Origin of the sequence: Bacillus sp. FSL M7-1020, assembly GCF_038050415.1 — a bacterium.
Taxonomy (GTDB): Bacteria; Bacillota; Bacilli; order Bacillales; family Bacillaceae_G; genus Bacillus_A; species Bacillus_A toyonensis.
On sequence record NZ_JBBOTW010000001.1, the window covers coordinates 2147680 to 2174077 of the forward strand.

23 protein-coding genes and 1 pseudogene are annotated in these 26398 nt (G+C 32.0%); 20 read left to right on the forward strand and 4 right to left on the reverse strand.

Features of this window, described 5'->3' with window-relative positions; all coding sequences use genetic code 11:
- The first annotated feature begins 88 nt into the window (after positions 1-88).
- From MHB70_RS10950 to spoIISB, 5 genes are all read left to right on the forward strand, one after another.
- Complete coding sequence (locus tag MHB70_RS10950) at positions 89-571, forward strand: MarR family winged helix-turn-helix transcriptional regulator (protein WP_000191892.1); 483 nt, start codon at positions 89-91, stop codon at positions 569-571.
- A 167-nt stretch (positions 572-738) separates the two neighbouring features.
- A complete protein-coding gene (gpmA, locus tag MHB70_RS10955; RefSeq protein WP_000594132.1) occupies positions 739-1476 on the forward strand; it encodes a 2,3-diphosphoglycerate-dependent phosphoglycerate mutase in 738 nt (245 codons plus the stop codon).
- A gap of 186 nt (positions 1477-1662) precedes the next feature.
- The gene (locus MHB70_RS10960; RefSeq protein WP_000155917.1) at positions 1663-2403 is read left to right on the forward strand and encodes a type II toxin-antitoxin system SpoIISA family toxin; all 741 of its coding nucleotides are present in this window, start codon (positions 1663-1665) and stop codon (positions 2401-2403) included.
- A gap of 112 nt (positions 2404-2515) precedes the next feature.
- On the forward strand, positions 2516-2641 hold the full coding sequence (locus MHB70_RS10965) for a hypothetical protein (RefSeq protein ID WP_061530060.1): 126 nt from the start codon (positions 2516-2518) through the stop codon (positions 2639-2641).
- Between the two features lie 75 nt (positions 2642-2716).
- Positions 2717-2893, forward strand: a complete 177-nt coding sequence (gene spoIISB, locus MHB70_RS10970; RefSeq protein ID WP_000808012.1) for a stage II sporulation protein SB — start codon at positions 2717-2719, stop codon at positions 2891-2893.
- A 48-nt stretch (positions 2894-2941) separates the two neighbouring features.
- Here spoIISB and MHB70_RS10975 read toward each other — a convergent pair.
- Positions 2942-3330 (reverse strand): annotated as a pseudogene (locus MHB70_RS10975) (YxeA family protein).
- Positions 3331-3573: 243 nt separating this feature from the next.
- Here MHB70_RS10975 and pepD point away from each other — a divergent pair.
- The 4 genes from pepD to MHB70_RS10995 all read left to right on the forward strand — a co-directional run bounded on the left by pepD (position 3574) and on the right by MHB70_RS10995 (position 8467).
- The gene (gene pepD, locus MHB70_RS10980) at positions 3574-5043 is read left to right on the forward strand and encodes a beta-Ala-His dipeptidase (protein ID WP_000287565.1); all 1470 of its coding nucleotides are present in this window, start codon (positions 3574-3576) and stop codon (positions 5041-5043) included.
- A 310-nt stretch (positions 5044-5353) separates the two neighbouring features.
- Positions 5354-6163, forward strand: a complete 810-nt coding sequence (locus MHB70_RS10985) for a papain-like cysteine protease family protein (RefSeq protein WP_000678381.1) — start codon at positions 5354-5356, stop codon at positions 6161-6163.
- A 27-nt stretch (positions 6164-6190) separates the two neighbouring features.
- Complete coding sequence (locus MHB70_RS10990; RefSeq protein WP_000517300.1) at positions 6191-6793, forward strand: hypothetical protein; 603 nt, start codon at positions 6191-6193, stop codon at positions 6791-6793.
- Between the two features lie 492 nt (positions 6794-7285).
- The gene (locus MHB70_RS10995) at positions 7286-8467 is read left to right on the forward strand and encodes an agmatine deiminase family protein (RefSeq protein ID WP_001169635.1); all 1182 of its coding nucleotides are present in this window, start codon (positions 7286-7288) and stop codon (positions 8465-8467) included.
- Positions 8468-8892: 425 nt separating this feature from the next.
- Here MHB70_RS10995 and MHB70_RS11000 read toward each other — a convergent pair whose 3' ends face one another.
- A complete protein-coding gene (locus MHB70_RS11000) occupies positions 8893-9144 on the reverse strand; it encodes a response regulator transcription factor (protein WP_000827556.1) in 252 nt (83 codons plus the stop codon).
- A 247-nt stretch (positions 9145-9391) separates the two neighbouring features.
- Here MHB70_RS11000 and MHB70_RS11005 point away from each other — a divergent pair, with 247 nt between their 5' ends.
- From MHB70_RS11005 to MHB70_RS11030, 6 genes are all read left to right on the forward strand, one after another.
- Positions 9392-10270 (forward strand): helix-turn-helix domain-containing protein, encoded by an 879-nt coding sequence (locus MHB70_RS11005; protein ID WP_000397971.1) that lies wholly within the window; start codon positions 9392-9394, stop codon positions 10268-10270.
- A 140-nt stretch (positions 10271-10410) separates the two neighbouring features.
- The gene (locus MHB70_RS11010; protein WP_000842219.1) at positions 10411-10689 is read left to right on the forward strand and encodes an AbrB/MazE/SpoVT family DNA-binding domain-containing protein; all 279 of its coding nucleotides are present in this window, start codon (positions 10411-10413) and stop codon (positions 10687-10689) included.
- Positions 10690-11167: 478 nt separating this feature from the next.
- Positions 11168-12418 (forward strand): hypothetical protein, encoded by a 1251-nt coding sequence (locus MHB70_RS11015; RefSeq protein WP_001032371.1) that lies wholly within the window; start codon positions 11168-11170, stop codon positions 12416-12418.
- Between the two features lie 67 nt (positions 12419-12485).
- Positions 12486-13244: a TSUP family transporter gene (locus MHB70_RS11020; RefSeq protein ID WP_061530059.1), complete on the forward strand. Its 759-nt coding sequence runs from the start codon at positions 12486-12488 to the stop codon at positions 13242-13244.
- Positions 13245-13496: 252 nt separating this feature from the next.
- Positions 13497-14156: a CatB-related O-acetyltransferase gene (locus MHB70_RS11025; RefSeq protein ID WP_000682552.1), complete on the forward strand. Its 660-nt coding sequence runs from the start codon at positions 13497-13499 to the stop codon at positions 14154-14156.
- Positions 14157-14635: 479 nt separating this feature from the next.
- Positions 14636-15949: a D-alanyl-D-alanine carboxypeptidase family protein gene (locus tag MHB70_RS11030; protein WP_033658416.1), complete on the forward strand. Its 1314-nt coding sequence runs from the start codon at positions 14636-14638 to the stop codon at positions 15947-15949.
- Between the two features lie 235 nt (positions 15950-16184).
- On the opposite strand, the gene MHB70_RS11035 is transcribed toward MHB70_RS11030, so the two are convergent.
- Positions 16185-17347 (reverse strand): IS3 family transposase gene (locus MHB70_RS11035; RefSeq protein ID WP_097927303.1). Its coding sequence is split into 2 segments (ribosomal slippage): positions 16185-17080 and positions 17080-17347, totalling 1164 coding nucleotides; the frame shifts between segments, so codons are not numbered across the junction.
- Positions 17348-17796: 449 nt separating this feature from the next.
- Between MHB70_RS11035 and MHB70_RS11040 the strand changes: the two genes are divergently transcribed.
- The 5 genes from MHB70_RS11040 (at position 17797) to MHB70_RS11060 (ending at position 24236) form a co-directional block, all read left to right on the forward strand.
- Positions 17797-18906, forward strand: a complete 1110-nt coding sequence (locus MHB70_RS11040) for an acyltransferase family protein (protein WP_000044180.1) — start codon at positions 17797-17799, stop codon at positions 18904-18906.
- 181 nt (positions 18907-19087) lie between these two features.
- Positions 19088-19708, forward strand: a complete 621-nt coding sequence (locus MHB70_RS11045; RefSeq protein ID WP_141543699.1) for an SGNH/GDSL hydrolase family protein — start codon at positions 19088-19090, stop codon at positions 19706-19708.
- Between the two features lie 459 nt (positions 19709-20167).
- Entirely contained in the window at positions 20168-22135 is a 1968-nt protein-coding gene (locus MHB70_RS11050) for a penicillin-binding transpeptidase domain-containing protein (protein ID WP_000737734.1), read from the forward strand.
- Positions 22136-22885: 750 nt separating this feature from the next.
- Positions 22886-23419 (forward strand): RNA polymerase sigma factor, encoded by a 534-nt coding sequence (locus MHB70_RS11055; protein ID WP_000435490.1) that lies wholly within the window; start codon positions 22886-22888, stop codon positions 23417-23419.
- The gene (locus tag MHB70_RS11060; protein WP_001086152.1) at positions 23409-24236 is read left to right on the forward strand and encodes an SH3 domain-containing protein; all 828 of its coding nucleotides are present in this window, start codon (positions 23409-23411) and stop codon (positions 24234-24236) included. The genes MHB70_RS11055 and MHB70_RS11060 overlap by 11 nt, the downstream gene beginning before the upstream one ends.
- A gap of 11 nt (positions 24237-24247) precedes the next feature.
- Here the strand turns inward: MHB70_RS11060 and MHB70_RS11065 are convergent, their stop codons facing one another.
- Positions 24248-26008, reverse strand: coding sequence for a peptidoglycan D,D-transpeptidase FtsI family protein (locus tag MHB70_RS11065; protein WP_168388021.1), 1761 nt, complete (start codon positions 26006-26008; stop codon positions 24248-24250).
- Positions 26009-26398 lie beyond the last annotated feature (390 nt).

Below are 26398 nucleotides of genomic sequence, written 5' to 3' on the forward strand. Positions count from 1 at the left end.
TGCTTCAATGGACTACAGAAGTTCAAGTGCGTTGATTAAAATATTCATTACTGGATTGTGGTATAATTTACATACAGGGGGAAAGTAGATGACACAACATAAAGAAGAACAGATGAATGAGGCATTGGCATTATTTTATTTTGCATATAAGACATTTACTGAAAAGCCAGATGAAATTATAAAAGAATATGGTATACAACGAGTGCATCACCGAATTTTATTTTTTATCGCACGTTTTCCAGGGATAAGTGTAAATGAGTTACTATCGCTATTAGAAATAAGTAAACAAGCTCTTCATGGACCACTGCGTCAACTTGTGGAAAAGGGACTAATTGAAAGTAATGAAGCTACTCATGATCGTCGAGTAAAACAATTATCCTTAACAGAAGAAGGGACAGATTTAGAGAAAAAACTAAGTGATGTTCAAAGAAAGCAAATGGGTGCTATTTTTTCAAAATTTGGTGAATCATGTGAAGAGAATTGGCATCAAGTTATGAACGAAATGGCGAATAGCCGTTCAGGTCATGATGCATGGATAGCGAAAAGAGAAATTCCAGTTGATCAAAAATAATGAGAAATAGGCCTTTCTTTATAGTTTGAAAAAGAAAGAATTTTATCCATGCATTTGGCAACTATGGATAAATCATAGAGTGAATGGATAAAAAGGTGCATTACTAGATACTTTATACGTGTACGCGATGGAACAATAAAATTCACATTTCCGAGAGGGGAATTATAATGATAAAACTTGTACTAATTCGTCACGGACAAAGTTTATGGAACCTTGAAAATCGTTTTACTGGATGGACGGATGTAGATCTATCAGAGAATGGATTAAGTGAAGCAAGAGAAGCAGGAGCAATATTAAAGGAAAACGGTTATACTTTCGATGTTGCTTACACATCTGTATTAAAACGAGCAATCCGGACTGTATGGATTGTTCTTCATGAAATGGATCTTACTTGGGTGCCTGTACATAAATCATGGAAACTAAATGAAAGGCATTATGGAGCGCTACAAGGATTGAATAAAGAAGAAACTGCAAAAAAATACGGTGAAGAACAAGTTCATATTTGGAGAAGAAGTGTCAATGTAAGACCACCGGCTATTACTGAAGAAGATCCTAGATATGAAGCGAATGATCCGAGATACAAAACACTCAAAAAAGGTGAATTTCCATTGACAGAATGTTTAGAGGATACGGAGAAGAGAGTGCTGGAGTATTGGCATTCAGAAATTGCACCATCATTAAAAAGTGGTGAGAAAGTAATTATTTCATCGCATGGTAATACAATTCGATCGCTAGTGAAATACTTAGACAACCTTTCAAATGATGGTGTGGTTTCATTAAATATTCCAACTAGCATTCCGCTCGTTTATGAATTAGACGAAAATTTACGTCCGATTCGCCATTATTATTTAAGTATGGATGGAGAAGTACCTGAAGGGGAAATTCCGAAACATATTTCTTTTTAACATGAAAATTTGAAATGCATGCTTGTCTACATATACAATGTAGACTCATGATAAAAGACGTGGCCTCCTTCTAATGTATATGCGATGTAGCTAAATTTAGAAGCTTGTCCACGTCTTTTGTCATAAAGAGAGCTGCTTGCGCATGTAATGATATCGTGAGTAGTTTTTGAATGGAGGGTGATGTAATTGACGATCTCTAACATTCGAATTGGCTTATTTATTTTAGCAATCGTTTTTGTAGTTCTTGTTTTCTTTTATTGGAGAAATGAAGAGTTGTATGAAGAGAAAAAGCAGCGAATTCGAAAAACTTGGTATGGATTATTCATAACATCAGTCACAGTTTATTTCATGATTAAAGGAATCGATTTAACCCTCTGGAAAAATTTATTAATGTTCACTGCGATGGTCATTTTCGTTGATATTTCATTTATTTTAACACCTAACATTTCGGAAATATGGGGAGCGAAATTTAGCGATATCGGTAAAACTGTTCAATCCATAAAGCGGTCATTAATCGCTTCAAAAGCAAGAGGGGAAATATATACGAACATTATCCAAAATATTAATCCAGCAGCATTTGGGACGATGGAATGGCATACGGAAGAGGAATATACAAAAAGCTTAAACACATTTTTAGATTCATATGGGGAAAAAATCGGAGCGAAAATTGTTGTATTTGAAGCAGCGAATGAATTAAATACGGGCTTTCGTGGTATTCGTTCTCAATTTAGTATTACAATACCTATAGAGCATATAGAGCAATTGAATGAACAAAAAGCAGTACAAGTAGAAAACGTGGGAATTATACCAGCAAAAATAATGAATGATGTTTTTATCGTTATTGATGGGAAGAAGAATAGCCTGCAAGATCGAGATTTTGAAAATGTATATAATTTAACAATACATCATAGTTATTTTAGTAAGTAGGACAGAATCGTTTTTCTGTCCTTTTCTTCTATACATAAATTCAAAACAAAATTCGACAAAGTTGAATAAAATAGGACAATCATTCCTACACTAGCAGGTAGAGGTGATTGTAGTGATAAAAGATTATGACAATGATTTTTTTAAAAAAGAAAATGAAGATACAACAGATTTCTCTTTAATCAAAGGAGATACGTTGCAGCAAGTAGAAAAGTTAGAAGAAGAATTAAAAAGAAAATGATTCGTGTACACTGTGTCTTTATTTGCTATATAATATAAATAGAAGGTTGTATCTTTTTGAAAAGGGGGAGAAGAGATGGCTGAAATAAATGTACAAAAGTCTTCGTTTTTTAAAGAAAAAAAAGAAGAATCAAATACAGATTTCTCTCTAGTGAAAGGTGCATTAACGGAAAATATAAATCGGTTAGAAAAACTTATGAATAATAGCAGTTCAAAATATATACGAGTACAAAAAACAAAAGAAAATGCATAGAGCATTTTCTTTTGTTTTTTATTCCGTTATTTGCGGGTTAGTTTCAAGTTAGTTAACATTTAATTTTTCTTTTACTTTTCCGGGTAAATCTACTTTCTGAATTTCTTCATAGGACTTCACTTCAAAAGATGATATTTCATTTTTATCTATATCATCTTGATCTACATAAAGACGTAAAAACGCATTATCATTTAATTTATGGTCGTTTTCTTTTTTTGTACTTCTAAATGTAATTTGTTTTTTTCTCCGTCTTCATCATATGCGGGCAACGTATAGTTCCGTAAGCTTCTGCCTTCTACTTTTTCAATAGCGCCTTCACCTTTTATCTGTACGTAATATACATCCTTACCAATTCTATTTAGTGATGCTCTCTCACATCCAATAGTAATGCTTGAAAATAATAAACATAGTGTCATAACAGCAAAAAGCTTTTTCATATTATTTATCTCCTTCAATTTGTTTCTTTAAAAAGTATACAACTATTGTTAAATTAGAAAAATCGATATAGATTACAACATTCTTACAATGATGTAAGAGTATAAGGTATAGAGCGCAGAAGGATTAAATTGAACTGTTCATAATAAATTTTTAATACGTTTAAAGAAAGGTAAAATAATGAATCATGGTATAATGATAAAAGACTTACATACTATTTTTTCATTTTGAGAGGAGCTTGAAAAATGTATTCTACTTTAGAACAATTAACAAAGCACCCTGTATTTTATCATTTTGCAGAAATTTCAAAGATTCCTAGAGGATCAGGTAATGAAAAGGAAATTAGTGATTATTTAGTGCGCTTTGCAAAAGAGCGTAACTTAGAAGTGATTCAAGATCAAGCATTGAATGTCATTATTAAAAAAGACGCAACTGCTGGCTATGAGAGTGTACCAGCTATTATCATTCAAGGTCACATGGATATGGTTTGTGAAAAAAATCAAGCAACAGTACATGATTTTGAAAAAGATCCAATTGAGTTACGAATTATTGGAGACATGCTATATGCGAATCAAACAACTTTAGGTGCTGATAACGGTATTGCTGTTGCATATGCATTAGCTTTATTAGATTCAAAAGATATTCCGCATCCAGCACTTGAAGTAGTAATTACTACTGAAGAAGAAACGACAATGGGAGGAGCTTTTGCTGTTGATGCAAACCACTTTGATGGAAAGATCTTTATAAATATTGATTCTGAAGAAGATCATAAATTACTTGTAAGTAGCGCAGGTGGTGCGAAAGCAGTTGAAACAATTGCAGTAATTTGGGATGAGGCACCTGCACATATGGACGCATACCGTCTATATGTTGGTGGACTTAAGGGCGGACATTCTGGTATGGAAATTGATAAACAACGCGGAAATGCGAACAAAGTACTAGGACGAGTTTTACGTGATTTATCAATAAATATTCAATTTGATATATGTGAGGCTCACGGCGGATTAAAAACGAATGCAATTCCACGTGAAAGTGTAGCTACAATTTTATTACGTCAAGAAGATGTAGAGCAAGTTGAAGAAAAGTTAAAATCATGGACACGAGTATTACAAGAAGAAATGCGTGCTGTTGATCCAGATGTTCATGTTACACTGACAAAATTAGATGAGAAAGTAGAAAAAGTATTTGCTAAAGAAACACAAAAACAGCTGATTTCATCATTATTCTTAATTCCAAATGGCATTCAAAGTATGAGCATGGATATTAAAGGCCTTGTAGAAAGTTCAACAAATTTAGGGGTTATTGAAACGCTGCAAGATGAAATTAAATTGCGAAACGAAGTAAGAAGTTCTGTAAGTAGTTTAAAACGACATATTGCAGATGAAATTAAATATATTGCTGAATTAGTTGGAGCAACATTTGAATTAGAGTCAGAATATCCGGAGTGGCCATACAATCCAAACTCACAAATTCGTAATTTGTTTGAAAAAGTACATCAAGAAAAATACAACAAAGATGTTGAAATCTTCGCTGTACATGCAGGGATTGAATGCAGTGTATTCGTTCAAAAGATGCCTGAATTAGATGCAATTTCATTCGGGCCAGATATATTCAACGTCCACACTCCAGATGAGCATATTAGTATTTCTTCTGTTGTGAACAACTGGGGATTCTTCGTTGATGTAATGCAGGGAATGAAAGAATTAGCCAAATAATAACGATAAAATGAAAAGTAGCCTATAAAAATTTATAGGCTCTTTTTTTGTGTTGGAATTTATCCCGCATTAACAGGTAGTAAGACCCCCACCTCAAAATTCAGCGAGGGCAAAGAAGTTAGGTGGGGGTCGGGCTGCCCATAAAAGCCCGATTGGTTTAACTAATAATCAGTGGGGGATGAATAAAACCCCCACTGATTAAAGTTTCACTTTATGAGAAGTCATTTTTCGTTAGTATGTAATATTAAGCTTGAACAATTAATAAGGATGAATTGTTGATGTTTTTTAATACTTATGAAGGGGTGAAAAAATGAAGGGAAGAAAGCAATGTATTGTTTGTATGTTTTTATTGTTCTTTACATTTAGTTTCATTGGTGTTCACAAAATAATAGCAGAAGAAGTTGAATTTTCAGGAACAACTGCTCCATTGAATGTAAATGTTAGAGAAGAAAAAAGCTTGAATGCAAATATTGTAGAGGTGATTCCCGGAAATACAAAAGTATCCTTTAAAGGATGGGAGTATGGTGAAGCGGTTAAAGATTACTGGACAGGAAATTTAGATAATCGTTGGTTTTATTATTTTAAAGATGGGAAAAAAGTATATGTAACGTCAGCTTATATTAATGGGAATCCTCCAAATACATCAACAGATCGTAAATTATCTGTTCCTAACATATTACAAGAAAGATCAAATTGGTGTTGGGCGGGCACTTCGGTTTCAGTTTTAAATTATTTTGGGAAAACTCCTTCACAAGATCAGTATGTTAGGTATGTCAAAGGTGGATCATATAATAATCCTGCAACTTCACGTGAAATACAATATGGATTATCAGGATATGGTGTTAGCTCAGCTATAAGTTCTGGAGCAAAATCGTATGATTGGTTCAAAAATCAAATTAATAGTAATCAACCGATGATTGCACTCATTATGTGGCAAAATGGAGCTAACATCGGACACTTTCTAGTACTTGATGGATTCTATAAAGGTACAAATGGAACAGACTATATAACTTACATGGACCCTTGGTATGGTGATCATTATAATCATAATTTCAGTACGTTCCATAACAATAATAATTTTTGGTGGAATGAAACTGTTTATAATATCCGTGCAAATTAATAATATTAAAAGTGTGGGGGTTCATGAATGGGAAAACTACTTAGGCTTGTGATACCATGCATTTGTTTAATGACTGTTATTATTTTCGCTAGTAAAATTAGTTATGCATCAAAAAATAAAAGTGAGCCAGTACAATCGATCGCATTAAAAGATTATCAATATAGTAAGAGTAGTTCTTCTGAAAATGTAAGTTTTGAAAAAATAACAACCTCACCATTTTCGTTACCAATCTATGAAACAATTCCAGCACAGCAAATGTTAAATAGCTCTGAATTTAAGCATATACTATTACCAACAAATGAAAAGTTGTGGTTTATTATGAAAGGTGAGCAGCCGGAGGGACTAATTGTTGCGAATGATACTGAACCGATTCGAACGGGTGGAGAAAATAGAAGTAAAGATTTATATGGGCTATATAAAGCAATAAAAAATAATACAAATGAAACAAAAAATATTAGTTATTTTGAATTTGAAGGGCAAGGAATATTGGTAGTAAATCAAAATAATGACCAAGAAATATATCTTAGTAAGGGTGCTGCTGCTATATTAAAACTTCCTGCTGGTCAAAAAATAGTAAGCAGTGAAGTAATACAGAAAATGAAAGAGAGAATCGTAACTGCTTTTGAATAGTTAATTATAAACTGAATAAATATATACGTATGTAATATGAAATTTCATGTACTGTATTAGTTTTAGAAATGAATACATTCATAAAAAATACAGTAGACGGAGCAGAAAAGATAACAAGTGAAAAAAAGCGCGAGATGTTATAGGGGTCAATGGTGATTATAGTAGGAATTGTTGATTCTTATTTGTTATTTATATGAGGTTGAACAGGCAAAAGGATTGATGTTAGAGGTATAAACATAATAGTGCATATAAAAAGGTTAGAGAAGCTAATTCTTAAACCTTTTTATATGCATTCCAATTATTAGTTTTTATAAATGGTGGAGTTACACATGCTCATCAAGTTAACATTTCATACCACCCCCGGAGTGGATTTTTTGCACAGAAAGATATTGTTCGATTTAAATCGTGCTTCATACGTAATAATTTAATTAAAAAAGCTTGACCTTAACACTATGTAAAGGTTTACAGTGGAACAGAAAAGGAGGTTAAGAAATGCAAAAAATAACGAAATTGTGTATGAGTGCTGTACTAACCACATCTATTATTAGTGGTTATGCTCAAATTAAGGGAATTGAGAAAGTCCAGGCGAAGGAAATTGAAAAACCGCAGAGAGAAGATAGGAAGAAAGTAGAGGCGCAAAAAATAGTAGGAAAGTATACAATGCCAGATGAAAAAAGCAAACATGAAGGAACATGGCTACAATGGCCTCATGAACTTACATACGGGTCAAAATATCAGCAAGAAGTAGAACCGATTTGGATTCAAATGACAGAATCTTTAAGCAAAGGAGAAAAAGTTCATATTGTTGCATATGATCAAGAAGAGAAAGAAAGAATTATTGAAGTTCTAACGGATCAAGGGGTAAATATGGAGAAAATTGATTTCTTTATCGCACCTACTGACGATGTATGGGCTAGAGATACTGGACCAATTTTTGTTTACGATAATGACAAAAATTTAAAGATATTAGATCCAGGCTTTAACGGATGGGGAAAGAAAACGCCATATAAGAAAGATGCTCGTCTTCGTGAGAATCTTAGCAATCAGTTAGGCATTGAAAGAATAAATTGGAATAAATTTGTTCTTGAAGGTGGCGCATTTGAATTGGATGGTAATGGAACTGTTTTATTAACTAGAAGTGCTGTGACGAATAAAAATAGGAACGCTAAATTGTTAGAAAAGGATATTGAAAAATATTTTAGTGAACTTGGGGTAACAAATTTTATTTGGTTAGATGGAGCACCTAACTTAGATATTACTGATTTTCATATTGATGGATTTGCCAAATTCCACGATAAATCTACTATTATAACGTTAAAAGAAAAAGATTTGGCTGAATGGGGAGCGTCTGGCAAAGATATTAACAAGTTGCTGCAGGCAAAAGATGCTACAGGTAATAAGTACAAGTATGTATATCTACCGCTAAGTAAGAATAATGTTACATTAAAAAATGGGAAGAAGCTTGATTATAAAGGTTCCTATATTAATTATTATATAGCGAATGAAGTCATCTTAGTTCCAAACTATAATGATCCTAATGATAAAATAGCAAATGAGATGATTCAAAAACTTTATCCTGATCGTAAAGTGTTGGGGATAGATGTAAGAGAGCTGTATAAAAATGGTGGTATGATTCATTGTATTACTCAACAACAACCAATTAATTTAAAATAATATATTTATAATTCTTTGGGAAGTTGTCTATTTCTTATGAGAATCTGTTTATCCATAGGATAGGTAAAGACGCGATAGCATTTTTACCTATTTTATTGTATTTTTTTATGAGTTTAGTATAACTTTCCTATAAACTGAAGAAACCTACCCTTTTTGAAAAAATCTTAATCAAAATGATAGGTTTTTTAAATGAAAAGCTATACTTGCTGTTGCGGAAGAAACATTGTTTAAAGGTATGTTTTCACCTTTTAAAAGTTTCTAGTACAATCATTCTTACTAAAATATCTATAAGAATAAGATTTATATGTTTTTTTTAACAATCCATACATGCCCATCAACTTCAGAATGCAGAATTACCATAAATAATAAAAGTTCAGCGGTTTTTCTGTTTTTATTTGTAACTTAAACGAATTATACTTGGACAATTATTGTGCAATCTTTTCAAATAAATGACTTTCTTTATTTGAAAATAAGGGTGCATCTATAAACCCAAAATGATAAACTAAAATACCTAATTCCACTCTAGAATGAATACGCCATTTTTCTTTAATATGATTAATTATCGTTGAAATTCTTCTAGGGCTAATATATATCTTTTTGGAAATTTCTGCATCTGTTAATCCTTTTGCTACATAAATAGCCACTTCTAACTCTCTTTCGGTTAACATTCTTTTCATAAAATAAGCTCCTTCGAAATTATTCATATAAAAATCAAAAGAAACTATTATTTGAAATAAAGCTGAAAAATCATATCCAATACTCTTTATTCCCTTTAATTGTAATAATTTCTCTCATTTTAATACAAGTTTGTAAAAGAAACTATAAATCAATATAATTAGTAATTGTAACTATATTAATTTTACATCACATTAAAAGTTGGAAAATATTCTTATACTCATAAATTGTTACATTTGAGGGGGAGAAATGGAATTCTATAATCTCGGTATTATTATTAAAGAACTTAGAAAGAAAAAAAATATATCACAATCTGAACTATGTCGGGGAATATGTTCACAAAGTCAGATTAGTAAGATAGAAAAAGGTATTATTTATCCATCTAGCATATTGTTGTATCAATTATCTGAAAGACTTGGTGTTGATCCGAATTATATATTTGCGCTAACTCAAAATAAAAAATTAAAATATGTAGAAAACGTAAAATATGTAATAAGAGATTGCATAAAACAAAAACAATATGAAGAACTTTATGAAATAGTGAAAAAAGAGAAAAACGAAAATAATTTCGAGTCAAAAGAAAATAAACAATTTCTACTATGGCATGAAGCAATTGCTATATTTATGGTGAACAGATCAACAAAAACTGCTTTAAATCTTTTAAATCATGCATTAAAACTAACTGTAACCAATGCTGATTTTTTATCAGAAAGAGAAATAGATATTATGCATACAATGGCAGTAATCTATGCGGAAAATGGAGAATATGAAAAAAGTATAGGCATATTAAAGAAATGTTTAAGTAATTTTAATAAGATAGAATTTCCTAGAAATAAAGAAATTAAATTAAGAATTATTTATAACTTAACAAAATGTTTACATCTTACATATGAACATGTAGAAGCAATAAAGTACAGTGATATAGGTATTAAATTAGCCATTAATATAAATAGTTTATACTTATTAGGGGAACTAAATTTCGAAAAAGGTTCAAATTTATTAGAACTTCAGCAATCTAGTGAAGATGGTTTTAACTATATTAATAAGGCTTTATTTATTTTTGAACTAACAGAAAGAAAACAATATATTAAGATAATCAAGGATAAATATTTTAAAAACCAGAAATAAACATGAGAAAGCTTTAATATGAGCTATTCCTTATTGGAATTTCCTGTTAAAATAAGTGCTGTAATACGAACTATTCCTTATTGCTGTTTATTGCTAAAATAAGTCCTGTAATAGTAGATAAAAATAAAGGGTGACATTTTATGAAATCAAGAGGGAGTACTCGTAAAGCAGATAGTATGGGGCGTATTGTTATTCCAATGGAAATAAGACGGAGTTTAGGAATTGTAGAAAAAGATGCGCTAGAAATGTTTGTGGAAGATGATCAGATTATTTTGCGGAAATATCAATCTTCGCAAGCTTGTGCAATTACAGGTGATATTTCAGATAAGAATATTTCGTTAGCGAATGGGAAGATTATTGTAAGTCCAGAGGGAACAGAACTGTTAATAAAGAAGTTACAGCAATATCTTTTAAAATAAAAGATAAGTAAGAACATTAAAATAAAATATACTTGTAAAGAAGGTCCTCTATCATTCAGGGGACTTTTTTTATTGCAAAGACAGGTTGTTTAATTGTTATAAATAAAATAGAGGGGAATAGCTGGTCCAATGAAATGCGAATTATCCTAAAAGTAGTCTGACTATTTTTTATAAAAAATCCTAACTATTTACATTTTTTGGTTTCGTGTTATATTTTTACTGTTAGTATGAAGAAAATTCTGATTTCGATTTTCGGAAAGTTTTAGAAAATGAATTAGATTTTTAAATTAAATATGCTAATTCAAGGGGAATTCGTTGGAGAAATGTAACTAAGAGGAAATCTCGTATCATTCACGTTTAGTATCTGTAAATTGGTGGTTCTAATAGTTCTGACGAAAAGCAAAGGAGCAAAAAAGAAGTGGGTAGTTCATTTAACAGGAGATATGGTGTAGAAAAATAAAATAACGGAGGTTTTATAATGAATAAAGGAATACTGCAGATTACGGAAATTGAAGAAATTACTATTCCTAATGTATTAAAGGATAAAATCAAGAATCTGATAGACAATGAATTAAAAACTCATAATCCTTATACTTGTGATCAAGAAATAGCTGCAAGCTTTTCAAAAGAGTGGCTCATTTGTTTGATTGACTATTCAAAGAAAACTCCGAATTCAGATGTAAAAAAACTACTTCATATGATAAAAGAAGCGAATTGTGGTGGAAACGTACCGCCTATCCTTATTAAAAATATTCCGTGTGATCCTATGGAAACCCTATTACCTGGAGAAAATCGCAAAGGCTTTAATTATGGTGAAAACGAACACGATAGAATGAAAAAATATTTTTATGCTGAATGGGTCACATGGCTTTTTGCCACACTTTTTAATTATGATGCTTTGATTCATCCGTCCGAACATGCAGGGAAAAATAGATTTCATCTCATTTCCCCTTTAAACAATGATGAAGTTTTGCGAAATGTCGGTGCAAGCACTGGTGGCGGAAACTTTTATCAACATAACGATGCGACAGTGTATACAGATATGAAAGATCAATTACATATTGAAGAAAGATTGAAATCGTTCAATACGAATTTAGACATTGTATCGAATAGACTTAATAAATCCGTCGAACTAATAGTTTCGGAAATTACTTGCGGCAAATTTACGAGGGTTGATGCTCTTTTATTAAAAGGAGTGTTAAATTTAAAAACCAATACTCATATTGGAACACCAAAATTACTTCAAAAGCATCTTGAAGAAAATCACTTCAGTAAAGATGATATATTGGCGATAAGTAAAATGCCTATTGCTCATATCGCAGGAATGGCGGATGGTGAAATATCGGGATTCGTAGGGGAAATAAACCAAATTATATTTTTGGATGATAATGGTGATATTATTGCAACTTGTTTGAATGGAGCAGAAAATAGATTGATTTATGTGGGAGGAAGTGAAGAAGAAAAGTTAAAATTCGACATGTTTTTGGAACTGTTACGGACAATGCCTACTTATAAAGTCCCGCTTACATCTGAAGATTTATTGATTATGCCAAATTCATACTATGGTAAGCAAACAAATGTAACCCATGGTAGAGAAAGGTTATCGGAGGAAGAATATAAAATTCCGATTGGTGATAATAAGTATGGACGTAGAATTGTTTGCAGGCAATACGTTTCCAGCCGATTACGCGACCAGAAAGAGAGTTACTTTACAGATATCATAAACTAGTTTAAAGAGAGGAGGGAGAATGGGAAGGTTTGGGCTGTAATAGCTCAAACCTTCCCATTTCCTTTATATGGATTTTACTATTGAATTACTCATATTACTATTTTTAGTAGCTATTTTAGCAGGATGGATAGATACAATTGCTGGGGGCGGTGGTATGATAACTATCCCAGTAATGTTATTAGTAGGTATGTCTCCTTCTGTAGCGATAGCAACTAATAAACTACAAGGGAGTAGCGGAACCCTCATGGCAACTGTGATTTTTATTAAGAAGAAAGAAATTAATCTCAAAGAAATGCGTTTGTCCATCTTAATGACCTTTTTTGGATCTATTTTGGGTGGATGGCTTATTTTACAGATACGAGCAGAATATTTAATCATGATATTACCTTTCTTACTTATTATTATTGGTCTTTATTTTCTATTATCTCCAAATATAGCAAACGAAGATCAACCGAGAAAAATAAGTATGTTGTTATTTGCGTTAACAGTGGCTCCATTCCTTGGATTTTATGATGGTTTCTTCGGCCCAGGAACAGGTAGCTTAATTGCTTTAGCTTTCATTCTTTTATGTGGATATAGTGCTACAAGAGCAACTGCAAATGCTAAGATTTTGAATTTTACTAGTAATTTCGCTGCTTTGTTATATTTTATTATTTTTGGCCAAATTGATTGGACAATTGGGCTGATTATGATGCTTGGTCAAATTATAGGGTCATATATTGGGGCAAAGATGGTGCTTACAAAAGGGACGTCATTAATACGACCAATAGTGGTTATTGTTTGCTTTGTCATGGCAATTAAAATTTTTTTACAAAATATGAACTAAATGTAATCAATATATTATTTGTATCAAAGTCAGAGTGTTTTAATGTTCTTATTACAGTATTACGCTGTTTAAGATGTGTTCAAAATTAAACAATTTGACTAGTGTAATGTATTGCGGTATGCTTTTTTTAGTATAAAAGAAAGGCTTGAAGATAATGATTCGTCGTTTGAAAAAGTTTAAAAATGTAGCTGTCGTATTAAGCTTCTAAGTAAATTATTAAATCTACCATACTTAGAAGCGAGGAATGTAATTATGAAGCATCCATTATATAATCATTGGTCTGAAACGAAGTATTTAAAAGATATAGTAACAAATCCACTTATTGAAGTAGGAGAGTACTCCTATTATTCAGGATATTATGGCGATCAAAATTTTGAAGATGGTTGCGTTAGATATTTATGGGGCGATGCTAAGTCTCGAGTACTGTTCAATCCAATTGAACAGATGGGTTGGCAACTTGATAAACTCATTATTGGAAATTATGTTTGTATTGCAAGTGGAGTTGTCATTTTAATGGGTGGGAATCATAATCATCACCCTGAATGGATTACAGTTTATCCATTCATTGAGCAAATAGAACAATCATATGAACCGAAGGGTGATACAGTCATTAAAAGCGATGCCTGGATTGGTATGAATGCTATAATAATGCCTGGCGTTACAATCGGTGAAGGTGCAATTGTTGCGGCAGGATCTGTCGTAAGTAAAGATGTTCCGTCGTATACAATAGTTGGTGGAAATCCTGCTAAGGAAATAAAGAAACGATTCACTGATATAGAAATAAACATGTTAATGGAAATGCGTTGGTTTGATTGGGATAGGGAATTGATTGAGAAGGCAATTCCTCTTTTATCTAGTCCATCCATCGAACCATTATTTGCTTTTTATAAAAATGAAGTGAAAAATAAATAAATCAGTTAGAAAAACTACATCCAGTATAGGGTGTAGTTTTTTTATTACAAAAAACTAATAGTTTAGACTAAAGGAAATTTATCTCTAATTTAAGTCTAGCAAATAGCTGAATTGAATAATTAAAATCCTTGATAGCTAATAAACGAATGCTTGATTACCAGTGTGTCTCGATATTTAATCGGGACACACTTGTTTTATTTTTTGTAAATGTGGAACAAATGTATTATTTAGATTGTCTATTAAGTGTAATCCTAAAAAATATGAAAGTACGGATCATTTTGAAAAATACGAAGGTATTAAAAAGAGGGATGTGTGTGGGAGTACGAAGTGTCATTGTCCTAAAAGGGTTTGATGAGATGGTCTATATGAAAGTTATCCTAACGTCTTATATGTATATAGAATTTGATAACACTGTCTATTTTTTGAGGATTATGTTAGAAGAACGTTTTTTGAGTACAAAGATATTGGAGGTAACAGAAGTGAAAGGTATGTTTTGCAAGAGATTTATTGCAATAGTAACAGTGCTTGCACTATTTTGTAGCATTGTTGTTACATCTGGAAGAGCATCAGCGGAAACAGTTCCTGCTATAGACGTTGAAGCAGGATCAGCAATTTTAATAGAGGCAAATTCCGGAAAAATTTTATATCAAAAAAATGCAGATGAATCATTGGCAATTGCTAGTATGACAAAAATGATGAGCGAATACTTAGTGCATGAAGCGGTAGATAAAGGAAAACTTAAATGGGATCAAAAAGTTAAAATCTCTGAATATGCACATAAGATTTCGCAAGATCGTTCATTATCAAACGTTCCATTAGAAAATGGTGGCTCTTATACGGTAAAAGAGTTATATGAGGCAATGGCAATTTACTCTGCAAATGGTGCAACAATTGCTTTAGTTGAAGAGATTGCTGGTAAAGAAGTCAATTTTGTAAAAATGATGAACGATAAGTCAAAAGAGTTTGGAATGAAAGATTATAAATTTGTAAACTCTACAGGCTTAACAAATCAAGATTTAAAAGGATATCACCCAGAAGGGACAACTCTAGACGAGAAAAATAAAATGTCTGCAAGGGATTGTGCAATTTTAGCACAACGTCTTATTCAAGATTTCCCCCAAATATTAAATACAGCAAAAATTCCTAAAAAAACATTCCAAGAGGGTGGTAAATATCCAATTGATATGGCGAACTTTAATTGGATGTTAAAAGGTTTAATTAAGCAATATGAAGGTGTAGATGGTTTGAAAACAGGAACGACTCCAGAAGCGGGAGATTGTTTCACTGGTACAGTAGAAAGAAATGGTATGCGCCTAATTTCTGTAGTGATAAAAGCAAAATCTCATACAGCACGTTTTGATGAAACAAAGAAATTATACGATTATGGATTTGCGAATTTTGAAGTGAAGAATGTCTACGGAAAAGATGCAGTAGTAAAAGGACATGAAACAGTTCGAGTAGCAAATGCAAAAGATAAAGATGTAGTAGTTCAAACGAAACAAGCTGTTGCACTTCCAATGCCGAAGGGCAACAATGACGTTTATAAAAAAGAATTTAAAGTATCGAATAAAGAACAAGAAGCGCCTATTAAAAAAGGTGTAACAATTAGTAAAATGATTATCTCGCCTAAAGATAATATAGATCCTGGGTTCTTATCAGGTAAATCATTACAAATAGACCTTGTAACAAAATCTGATGTAGAACAAGCAAATTGGTTTACACGTTTTATGCGCCAAATCGGATCTTTCTTTAGTGGTATGTGGGATAGTGCGGTTGATATAGTAAAAAGCTAACTTTATAGGATAAAACTAAATAGTAATCTGGAACAAAAAGTTTCAAAGTACTATAGATTCTTATGAGGGTAGCTTGGAATGGAAGATTGTATTAATTCTCAAATTTGGTTCTTCGGAACTTTTCGTATTGCAATTAAGCTAAAATAAATTTGTATCCATATAATCAAAAAACGCTATTCTTTTTGTAGAAATATACAGTGGTCTGGCCCCATTTGGTGAGACAAAGAAAAAACACCTAGATAACATGTTTCCTATAAGCTATAGGTGACATATTATCTAATTTTCTCTGAATCCGTTCATTATTATAGTAGTGGATGTATTCATCCACAGTTTGTATTATACTAGCATTATTCGATTGTTTTATATTTTGCGCATAGAATCCTTCGGATTTCAAATGAGAATGAAAGGATTCTATGAGGGCATTATCATGGCAGTTTCCTGTACGAGACATGCTTGTGATAATGCCTTTTTCTTTGGCATATGTTTGAAATTGTTTTGATGTATACACCTTTCCTTGATCCGAATGTAAAATCGTATCAATCACATTTCGCTTTTTTAAAGCCTCTTTTAGAGTATCTAATACAAGAGAAACATCCTGTGTCTCAGCTATTTTATAACTTACAATTTCATTGTTAAACCCATCTATAATAGATGAAAAATAAAGAGTCTTATTGCCGAACATCAAATATGTGATATCAGTGAACCATTTTTCATTAGGCTTGGTAGCTTTAAATCTCCGTTGTATTCTATTTCTAGCTACCACTGGTTCATGACCGAGTACAAATATCTTTTTCTTTTTTCTAACCCGAGATAATACGTTGTATTTTCTCATGATACGTAATACTTTTTTATGATTCATTACGATGTTAAATTGATCACGTAGACAAGCTGTAACCCGACGATATCCATACCGATATTTATGATGTTGACATATTTCTATTACGGTTTTTTCTTCATGGTTAGTTACTGTTTTCTCCTGCTTTTTCCAACGATAATAAGTAGCACGTGAAATATTAAATATGGAACACAGTTCTGCAATTGTAAAAATTGATTGCCATTCCTTTATCATTTTCATTATTTCTTCTTTTCCTCCCACCTCCTTAAGATTTCTTGGCACTTTTCCAGCAATATAATCTTTGCCTTTAAATAACGTATTTCTAATTCTTTTTGTTCAAGTTCTGTTAACCTTTTTAAGCCTTTTCCATGTGCAGATTGTCTTCCAATAGATTGTTCAAACCGATAGGTTTCGCCTTCACGATACCATTTCATCCAAGTTTTAATTTGAGCTACATGTCTAATTCCTAAGGCATCCATAATTTCTTTATTTTTGAATCCTTGGTGTTTCATTTCAACTACTTTCCACTTTATTTCGGCGGGATAATGCACCTTTTTCCCCATACGAAAAACACCTCCATTAAAATCATAACTGATACTTACGATTTAGAGAGGTGTTTTTTATCGTCTCATTCTCAGGGTTCACTCCATACAGGAAGGATGGCGTTTATTATGAATATTTAGATTCAAAGGGTTCTGATGCAAGGTTAGTTTAATAAAGTTACATGATGAAAGAACATTCATTATTCCATCAGGTGAAAATAAAAATTGATACCTGGTACTTATTTCTGTTATTAAATTTTATAAAAATTTAATAAAATCTTTTCTTTCTATTAAATATTTTGTTTTAAATTAATTATATAAAGAAATGGAGGCTAGAAAATAGATGCATAGATTGAGTTTGTACTGCTTATATTAGAGATTTAAAGAAAGAATATGTACGATTCTCCCACTACACTAGTATAGTGGCCTTTATTAACAGCAAAATTTACAATTTACAAGGAGAATATTTTATGAGTAAGAGAATAAAAGAATTAGATTCCATACGAGGGTTAGCGGCACTTACAGTGGTATTTGGACATTTTTGTTTAATGCTACCATCGTTGCCTAATTCTATTAAATTTTCCCCGCTTAGGTTTTTATGGGCGGGTGGAGAAGCGGTAATCGTTTTTTATGTACTGAGTGGTTTTGTGTTATCTATGGCACTTTATCATTCAAAAACAAATTATTGGGGATATTTAATTAAGCGATTTGTAAGAATTTATATTCCTTACTATTTTTGGATAATCATTACCTTTGCGTTATTTATTTTGTTTTCACCGTATGAGGTGGCAGGACTACGGGATTGGTTCTATGATAGGTGGCAAGGGTCTATAACAAAAATAGATATTATAAACCACATTGTGCTTCTTAATAACTTTTTTACGGAAAATTACAATCCAGTTATTTGGTCATTGGCTCAAGAAATGCGTATATCGATTGTATTTCCTTTGTTATTCCTTCTTTTTTATAAACTGAGTTGGAAGAAAACGATATTAATTGCTTTGAGCTTTTCTTTAATTAGTGTTTTCCTTAATATGTTGCATATTGGGAAAGCAGAGGGATTTTATAATGGTTATGCCGATACACTGCATTTCACATCTATGTTTATGGTTGGAATGTTACTTTTTAAGTATCAGGAAAAACTTATTTACTTATATCAAAATATGAAAAAATATAAAAAAGGATTTCTTATTGCATTAGGGATTATTCTATATTTATATTCCATTTTAATTTATGGTTTTTTCCGTAATGATACTACTTTCTTATTCAAAGATTGGGGTGTCGTAATGGGGGTTAGTATATTTATTATAATGGCTATGAGTAACCTAAAAATAAAAGCATTTTTAAATAAGAGTGTATTTGTATATTTAGGAGAAATTTCATACAGTATCTATTTGTGTCATTTTCCAATCATGATGGTACTATTTAAACTTTTGTATACAAAGATACCTATTTTTTTCCTGCTCACTTTGTGCATTATAATGTCACTACTTTTTTCTATAGTTTCGTATCATTTAATCGAAAAGAAATGTATCAACTGGGCAAAACAAAGAACAACAAATTTTTTGAAAAAAGTATAATTCCTAGAGAGATTTTATTTCTTTAGTAAATATACGAATATGACTGATTCCTAAGTATACTTAGGAATCGGTCAATTTAGGATTCTAAATGTAAATATAGTAAAGTGGAATATAATTGAAAACGAAAACGAAAACCACTTAGAAATAACAATTACGGTGTGAGCTATTGTATAGTATAGATATGGTTAATAATAAAGGGGGAATACATATGTGGAAGCGATTTGTAGCAATTGGTGATAGTTTTACAGAGGGGATAGGGGATGAAGTTGAGGGAATAGCATTAAAAAGCTGGGTAGATCATTTTGTTCAACTGTGTGAAAACGATATAGAATATGCTAATTTTGCAAAGCGTGGGTTAGTAACTGAAGAAATTCGCTCGCAGCAATTGGAAAAGGCATTAACTTTTAATCCAGATTTGGTTAGTCTCATTGCAGGTGCAAATGATGTTTTAAAAGGACGTTGGAATCATGATGCATATAAGAACGATATGGAATTTATGATAGACACATTAAGTAAAACAGGCGCTGATATTATGATAGCAAACCTTCCAGATTTTACTGTTAGGCTTCCATTTCCTTCTGAAAAAAAACAAGTAGTAAAAGAACAATTATTAGAGGCAAATGAAGTTATACTTTCACTGAGTAGAGAGTATAAGCTTCATCATGTTGACTTTTGGAATCATCATTTAGTTAATGACAATACGCTTTGGTCTACGGATTTCATTCATCCAAACTCAAAAGGATATGTAAAAGTTGCTGAATTGATTTTTAGTAGTTTGCATGTACATGACTCTTCTAAATAAGCTATAGAATGAACTATGATGATACCGTCAGAAATCCCTGTCGCATACAGCGCAGGGGTTTTTAATGAGAAAAAGAAGGATGTAGGGCACCTATAAATTATACTTACCCGCATTAACGGGCAGTAAGACCCCCACCTCAAAATTCAGCGGAAGCAAAGAAGTTAGGTGGGGGTGGGGCTGCCCGTAAAAGCCCGATTGGTGAAGGCTAATAATCAGTGAGGGATGAACAAAACCCCCACTGATTAACGTTTCACTTTATTGTTTATATTTTTATTATTCTCTGCTAAGGAATCCTTGCTATAAGGATTCCTTTTTTGAATGCAGTTTAACAATAAAGTTAATTCTTTTTGCAAATGTGGAACTATTTCATTACTTACACTGTCTATTAAGCGATAAAACATTTTTTATTTAATATTTTAAGAAAGGAATAATCATTTTTAACTAAGGGAGAAGATTGAATTGAAAAAATTATGGATGCTGTTTTTCATTTGTTTCGCAGTTATGTTAGTAGGGTGTAATAAAAACGAACCGCCAAAACAGGCGTTTGAAGAATATATTAATTTATGGAATGATAAAAAATTTGCAAATATGTATGAACATTTATCAGAACATGCAAAAAAGACGATCTCTAAAAAGGATTTCACCGAGAAATATGAAAAAATCTATGAAGGTATTGGAGTTCAGAATTTAAAAATTAAAACGAAAGGAGAGAATACGAAAGATAAAGAACGTTTTCTTTTTGAAGTTAAAATGGATACGGATGGAGGAACAGTTTCATTCATCCATGAAGCAGAACTTGTGAAAGAAAAGGAATCTTGGAAAATAGATTGGACGCCAGACTTCATTTTCCCAGGAATGAAAAAAGATTACAAAGTACGTATGCAAATAGAACAAGGAAAACGCGGAGAAATATATGATCGAAATGGAAAAGGGCTCGCAACGAACGGTAAAGCGTCTGAGGTTGGAATAATTCCAGAGAAACTAGGTGAAACGGCAGCGCAAACGAAAGAAATAGTAGCGCAATTACTTGATATGTCTATAGAAGAGGTCGATCAGAAGCTCGCAGCGAAATGGATAAAACCAGATTCCTTTGTACCAATTGGTATTTTAAAAGAGGGAACCAGGCAGAATGATTATATTGAATTAGAAGGAGTTTCATCTCGTCCAGTAAATATTCGTACGTATCCATTAGGAGAAGCAGCGGCACACTTAACAGGATATATAGGAAAGGTGAATGCAGAGGAGTTAAAATCGCTTCAAAAAAAAGGTTATCAAGCAGATGATTTAGTGGGTAAGACAGGTTTAGAAAAAGTATTAGAGAATAAATTGCGTGGTGAAAAGGGTGGACGCGTATTTATGGAAGATGAGAACGGTAAAGAGATTAAAAACGTAGCAAAAAAAGAAGCAAAAGAAGGAGAAAATGTTACGTTAACAATTGATGCTGCAATTCAAGAAAAAATCTTTAATGAGATGAAAAATGAAGCAGGATCTAGTGCAGCGGTCAATCCTAAAACGGGTGAAACAATCGCACTTGTAAGTAGCCCTGCTTATAATCCAAATATAATAGTTAGAGGAGCGTCAAAAGCCCAAAGAGAAGCATGGAATAACGACTCGAAACTGCCAATGATGAATCGCTTCACAAAAGCATTTGTACCAGGTTCTGTATTTAAAACGATTACAGGTGCAATTGGTTTGGAAACGAAAACTATAAATCCTAAAGAAGAATTTAAAATTCAAGGATTAAAATGGACAAAAGATTCATCGTGGGGAAATTATTATATAACACGCGTGAAGGAAGCTAGTCCAATTGATTTTGATAAGGCAATGAAGTACTCTGATAATATTTATTTTGCTCAACAAGCTTTGAAAATGGGGAAAGATCAGTATGTAAGTGAATTTAAGAAATACGGATTTCATGAAAAATTACCAATCGAATACGAATTTCCTATTTCAACAATTGCAAAAGATGGGATAAAAAACGATATTCAACTAGCAGACACAGGATATGGACAAGGACAAGTATTAATGACGCCACTTCATTTAGCATTAACATATGCACCGATTGTGAATGAAGGGAATATTCCGTCGCCTCATCTGTTAAAAGAAGTAAAAGTAGCGGGGAATTGGAAAGAAAATGTACTTTCTAAAAAGAATCAAGAGATAGTAAAGAGTGCATTAATAAAAGTCATTAATGACCCTGATGGCGCTGGGAGAATTGCAAAGGTTGATGGTGTAACTCTTGCTGGTAAAACCGGTACAGCAGAACTGAAGGAGTCGAAAGAAGCAGACGGAAAAGAACTTGGATGGTTTGCAGCGTTTGATGCAAATGCACCAGACATGATTGTTACCATGATGATTGAAGACGTAAAAGGAAGAGGGGGGAGTAATGTTCCCGGCGAAAAAGTAAAACATATTTTTCAGAAATAACACTTAAGTATAAGGTGAAATCTATTACTACATTTATTATATGTATGCTTAACTCAAAGGTATAAATGGGGCAAAACAAAGAACAATTAAGTTTCAAAAAAAGCATTCTCCCTAATTGAGAATGCTTTTTCTATGTTATTGTGGCTCTAGAAAGTTGATATCGCATCATTTTCATTGTTTGCAAGTACGGGCTGATTGGTAGTTTGCCCTAAATACTGATTTAAAACTAGAGGATTCAGTCGGAAGTGCAAGTCTGATTGGGACAGGTACTAATACAGCTGGTGATAAAAAACTTGTTCATTTTTATTTTCATATTTGAAATCTTGGTGTTGCTAATAGTAAATATAAGAGAAGAACAAATTGAAATAGACAAACGAGGATGATTGTAAGCTTTAATAAAAGAGTTATTTAGAAAAAAATAAATAGAGCACACCAATAAGTATGCTCTTAGAAAAAATAGGTGATACAAATCGGGTGTTGCGTGAAATTTTAAAAATCATAATCAGATTTTTACGAGTGAATTTTTAACATTGTATGCATTACTTGTTTTTTGGAGCCTGTCATAAAAAAGAATGTAAAGGTGATTAAGTAATGAAATGTATTGCACACCTTTACATTTTTCAGGAGAATTCTTCTAGCAAAAAAAGATAAACAATGGAACAAATGAATCTTGTATCATGTCTATATATTGAAACCATATTAAAAGTGAGGGCAGTTTTATGTTTATTCAAATAAGTTTGAGGTGTGGAAATGGAACAGAAGTTTATTGAAAAATGTAATCATGATGAGCTTGACTATGTTATTAAAGACTATTGGCAAGATGTATGGAATTATTCATTTATTATTACGAAAGATCCACACTTATCAGATGACATCACACAAGATGTCTTTATAAAGGTTTTTAAACATTGGCATTCGTTTCGAAAGGAGTCATCTATTAAAACGTGGATATTAAAAATCACAAGAAATACAGCAATAAACTATTTGAAATCCTCTTATTTTAAAAGGATATCTTTAGTGGGGTTTTTTAGTGACGATAAGCAGTCTGCCTCGGCAGAACAAGAGTTTTTTAAGCAAGAGGAACTAAATGAAGTGTGGGAAGTTGTATTAAAACTACCTAAAAAACACCGTGAAATACTAATATTGGACGCGAAATATGAATTATCTTATGAAGAAATGGCTGAAACATTAGGTGTATCAATTGGAACAGTAAAATCTAGATTAAGCCGAGCGAGAAGTAAAGTTTCAAAACTAATAGGGGAGGGTAGAAGTGATGAACAGTAAAAAAAATCCTGACTGGTATAGTAAATTGAAAAAAGGCCCAATGGAGCATCGGAAAGATGAAGAAGAATTTATTTATAAAATTAAGCAATCGGTATATCAAAATAGTGAAGTAGATTCTGTAACAAATAAGAGACCATTTCGTAAAAAAGCATTGCCTGTTGTAGTTGTTTTGGTTTGTACAATGTTATTTTTTATTGTTCAACAACCTTGGCTTGATGATAATAAATCACCGGTACAAAGTAGTACTCAAATTAAGCCGAAAACAAAAGATGAATCTGCTCAAGATCCATCATTAAAACCATTTATGAATGATTTATATCAAAGCACAAATTCAAAAAATGAAAATGATTTGTATAGAGCATTAAATGATGAAGTTCTATTTAAAGGGAAGAGTTATAAGAAGGATGAATTGAAGTTTGATGAAGATATTTTTCATGAGTTGCAAGTCGCTCTTACAATGGGAGGAGAATTTGCAAATGATACAAAAAAAGTATACAAAGTACCAAGTGGATTGACAGAAAGTAACCAACCAAAGCAAGCGCATTTTATATATGCAACTATTACTGGAAATAAAACAAAAATTTTTGCTGAACCAAAACGAGAATCACAAGTTTTATATGAAGTATCTAATGAAATGGTAAAAGCTTGGATTCCAGAAAAAGTGCAAAATGATGGATATATAAAAATATCGACAATTAACGGCAATACTGGATATGTGCAAAAAGAGTATGTTTTAACTGATATTAAGTATTCATTTATGTTCGAAAAGAATGATAATGGTGAATGGAAAATAATAAATATAGATTCTATATGGTAAAAGAGGAAGGTTCACTTTAATGAACCTTCCTCTTTGCTATTATTTTCTTTTTGAAGTGTATGCCAAGAATCTAAAATTTCTGATGTCACGAGAGCAGCGATGTTTTTTTCTGAATTACTACCAGGAATAACGACAGAAATGGCGATTTGTGGATCTTCAGTAGGAGCATATGCAATGAAAAGAGAATGATTTATCATTTTTTCTTGCTCATTCGGAAAACCTGTAATACCCGTTTTACCTGCGACATGAAAGGGTAAGTTTTTAATCTCCTCTATATTTTGACTCATTCCGCCTTGCACGACACTCCAAAACTTCATAGGATAACGATTTGAGCTTTCTAAAATTGGTTTAAACTTTTTTGTTTCCTTACCGTCTGGACTCATAATAGCACTTACGATTTGAGGTTTATATTTATCACCTTTACTCGCCAAAGTTGCTGCATATTGAGCGAGTTGAAGAGGGGTATGCACTTCATTTCCTCCCCAAGAGGCATTTAATAAAGCGGAGATTCCATTTTCAAACTTATTAGATGGATGGAATTCATATTGTCCGTCTTCTTCAAAGGGTAAATCAATCCCGGTTTTAGAACGTAGGCCGAATTGCATTAAATAATCTGTCCATATATGTGCCACTTTTTCTATATTCCCATTATTTTGGTTGAATAAGGGCAGAGCTACTTTTGCTGTCATAAATGTATTAGATGAATTAATGATAGCCTGCCTCGGTGTAATTTCACCTGTTGGCGTTCCAGGTGCATTCGTAATGTTATTTTGATTATCATACTGAAAAGTACCCTTATCTAAATAAGTATCTTCAGGTTGAAAAAGCTTTTCGTTTAATCCAATTAAAATAGTAAGAGGCTTTATAGTAGAGGCCATATTTACATAAGATTCACCGTACTTTAATTTTTGAATTGCTTTATTTTGCGAAAGTGATTTAATGTTTTCATTTTTAGATGATACATGTGTATGTAATGTATTTGGATTAAAAACTGCCGAGTTGGCCATAGTTAAAATTGCGCCAGTTTTTACATCGGTTACTACAACATAACCAGCTTTAGCAGCAGGTATTTTCTTAATTTGAGATCTTAATGCTTCTTCTGTTTTTTGCTGCAATTCAGTGTCTAAAGCTAGCTGGACATCTTTTCCTTTTTGTACTTTTTGAATGTTCCATAAGAACTTTTTATTATTCATTTTAAAAATCAGAGTTTTTCCGGGTTTTCCTTTTAAATCATTTTCATATTGAAGCTCAATCCCACTTTTCCCAACAGGTCCATACTTAGAATTAAGGTCATTTTTTACATACCCAATTAGCTGTGAACCAATTTCGTGTTTAGGATAATATCGAATCCATTCATCTTTAATTATTACATTATCGGGTTTGTTCTTGTTTATGAATGTAAGTTCACTCTCATTTATGTCAGAGTATAACGGTATATCATTCATAGTCTGCTTTTTACAAGATTGTTGTAAGTGTGATTTTACGTCCTCTGCAGAAATGTCATGTTGAAACTCGTTTGAAAATTGATTAAAAAAAGCTAATGTGTTTGATGTATCTTGATTTGATAGCTTTTCATCATTAGAAGTGCAATATAGAGACTTAACTTTCTTATTTGTAGCTAGTATTACACCATTTTGATCAAAAATTTTTCCTCTTTCAGCTGAAGAAGTTGCGATAGTAATTGAAATGAAGTTGATTTTTACTAAAAGTAGTAAAATCAAACCTACAATAGAAAGAACCGCAAAAAATCTCCATCTTTTTGTATGTAACATATAACCCTCCCTTATGTAGCCTATTTCATCTTATAGTTAATTATTTTTTTTGTAAATGTGGAACAATTTTATTATTTAGGTTGTCTATTAAGTATTACAGCATGAAGAAAGGAATAATTAGTATGAAAAGTTACTAGCAAGTCTATGTGTAAGCTTAATATGAGTCATTATACAGTTTAGCATTTCTAATGCAAGTGATAAAAAAAGATAGAAAACAGGAAAGGAGATGTATCAATTACGCGGCTAAACGAAAGGGACTTGACGCTTACAAGGATGTATAAAAAAAGATAAGGCACTATTTATAACTGAATGGTGGTTTCTAATATATAGGGAACGTATTTATTTACTAAGTATTAGTGAGGAGTTCCGGAAGAATTATATGGAGGGTTT

What these genes read in the sequence shown, in the direction of transcription:
- MHB70_RS10950 (WP_000191892.1), top strand. Translation starts at nt 89, where the DNA reads ATGACACAACATAAAGAAGAACAGATGAATGAGGCATTGGCATTATTT.
- gpmA (WP_000594132.1), top strand. Translation starts at nt 739, where the DNA reads ATGATAAAACTTGTACTAATTCGTCACGGACAAAGTTTATGGAACCTT.
- spoIISB (WP_000808012.1), top strand. Translation starts at nt 2,717, where the DNA reads ATGGCTGAAATAAATGTACAAAAGTCTTCGTTTTTTAAAGAAAAAAAA.
- pepD (WP_000287565.1), top strand. Translation starts at nt 3,574, where the DNA reads ATGTATTCTACTTTAGAACAATTAACAAAGCACCCTGTATTTTATCAT.
- MHB70_RS10985 (WP_000678381.1), top strand. Translation starts at nt 5,354, where the DNA reads ATGAAGGGAAGAAAGCAATGTATTGTTTGTATGTTTTTATTGTTCTTT.
- MHB70_RS10990 (WP_000517300.1), top strand. Translation starts at nt 6,191, where the DNA reads ATGGGAAAACTACTTAGGCTTGTGATACCATGCATTTGTTTAATGACT.
- MHB70_RS10995 (WP_001169635.1), top strand. Translation starts at nt 7,286, where the DNA reads ATGCAAAAAATAACGAAATTGTGTATGAGTGCTGTACTAACCACATCT.
- MHB70_RS11000 (WP_000827556.1), bottom strand. Translation starts at nt 9,144, where the DNA reads ATGAAAAGAATGTTAACCGAAAGAGAGTTAGAAGTGGCTATTTATGTA.
- MHB70_RS11005 (WP_000397971.1), top strand. Translation starts at nt 9,392, where the DNA reads ATGGAATTCTATAATCTCGGTATTATTATTAAAGAACTTAGAAAGAAA.
- MHB70_RS11010 (WP_000842219.1), top strand. Translation starts at nt 10,411, where the DNA reads ATGAAATCAAGAGGGAGTACTCGTAAAGCAGATAGTATGGGGCGTATT.
- MHB70_RS11015 (WP_001032371.1), top strand. Translation starts at nt 11,168, where the DNA reads ATGAATAAAGGAATACTGCAGATTACGGAAATTGAAGAAATTACTATT.
- MHB70_RS11020 (WP_061530059.1), top strand. Translation starts at nt 12,486, where the DNA reads ATGGATTTTACTATTGAATTACTCATATTACTATTTTTAGTAGCTATT.
- MHB70_RS11025 (WP_000682552.1), top strand. Translation starts at nt 13,497, where the DNA reads ATGAAGCATCCATTATATAATCATTGGTCTGAAACGAAGTATTTAAAA.
- MHB70_RS11040 (WP_000044180.1), top strand. Translation starts at nt 17,797, where the DNA reads ATGAGTAAGAGAATAAAAGAATTAGATTCCATACGAGGGTTAGCGGCA.
- MHB70_RS11045 (WP_141543699.1), top strand. Translation starts at nt 19,088, where the DNA reads ATGGTTAATAATAAAGGGGGAATACATATGTGGAAGCGATTTGTAGCA.
- MHB70_RS11055 (WP_000435490.1), top strand. Translation starts at nt 22,886, where the DNA reads ATGGAACAGAAGTTTATTGAAAAATGTAATCATGATGAGCTTGACTAT.
- MHB70_RS11060 (WP_001086152.1), top strand. Translation starts at nt 23,409, where the DNA reads ATGAACAGTAAAAAAAATCCTGACTGGTATAGTAAATTGAAAAAAGGC.
- MHB70_RS11065 (WP_168388021.1), bottom strand. Translation starts at nt 26,008, where the DNA reads ATGTTACATACAAAAAGATGGAGATTTTTTGCGGTTCTTTCTATTGTA.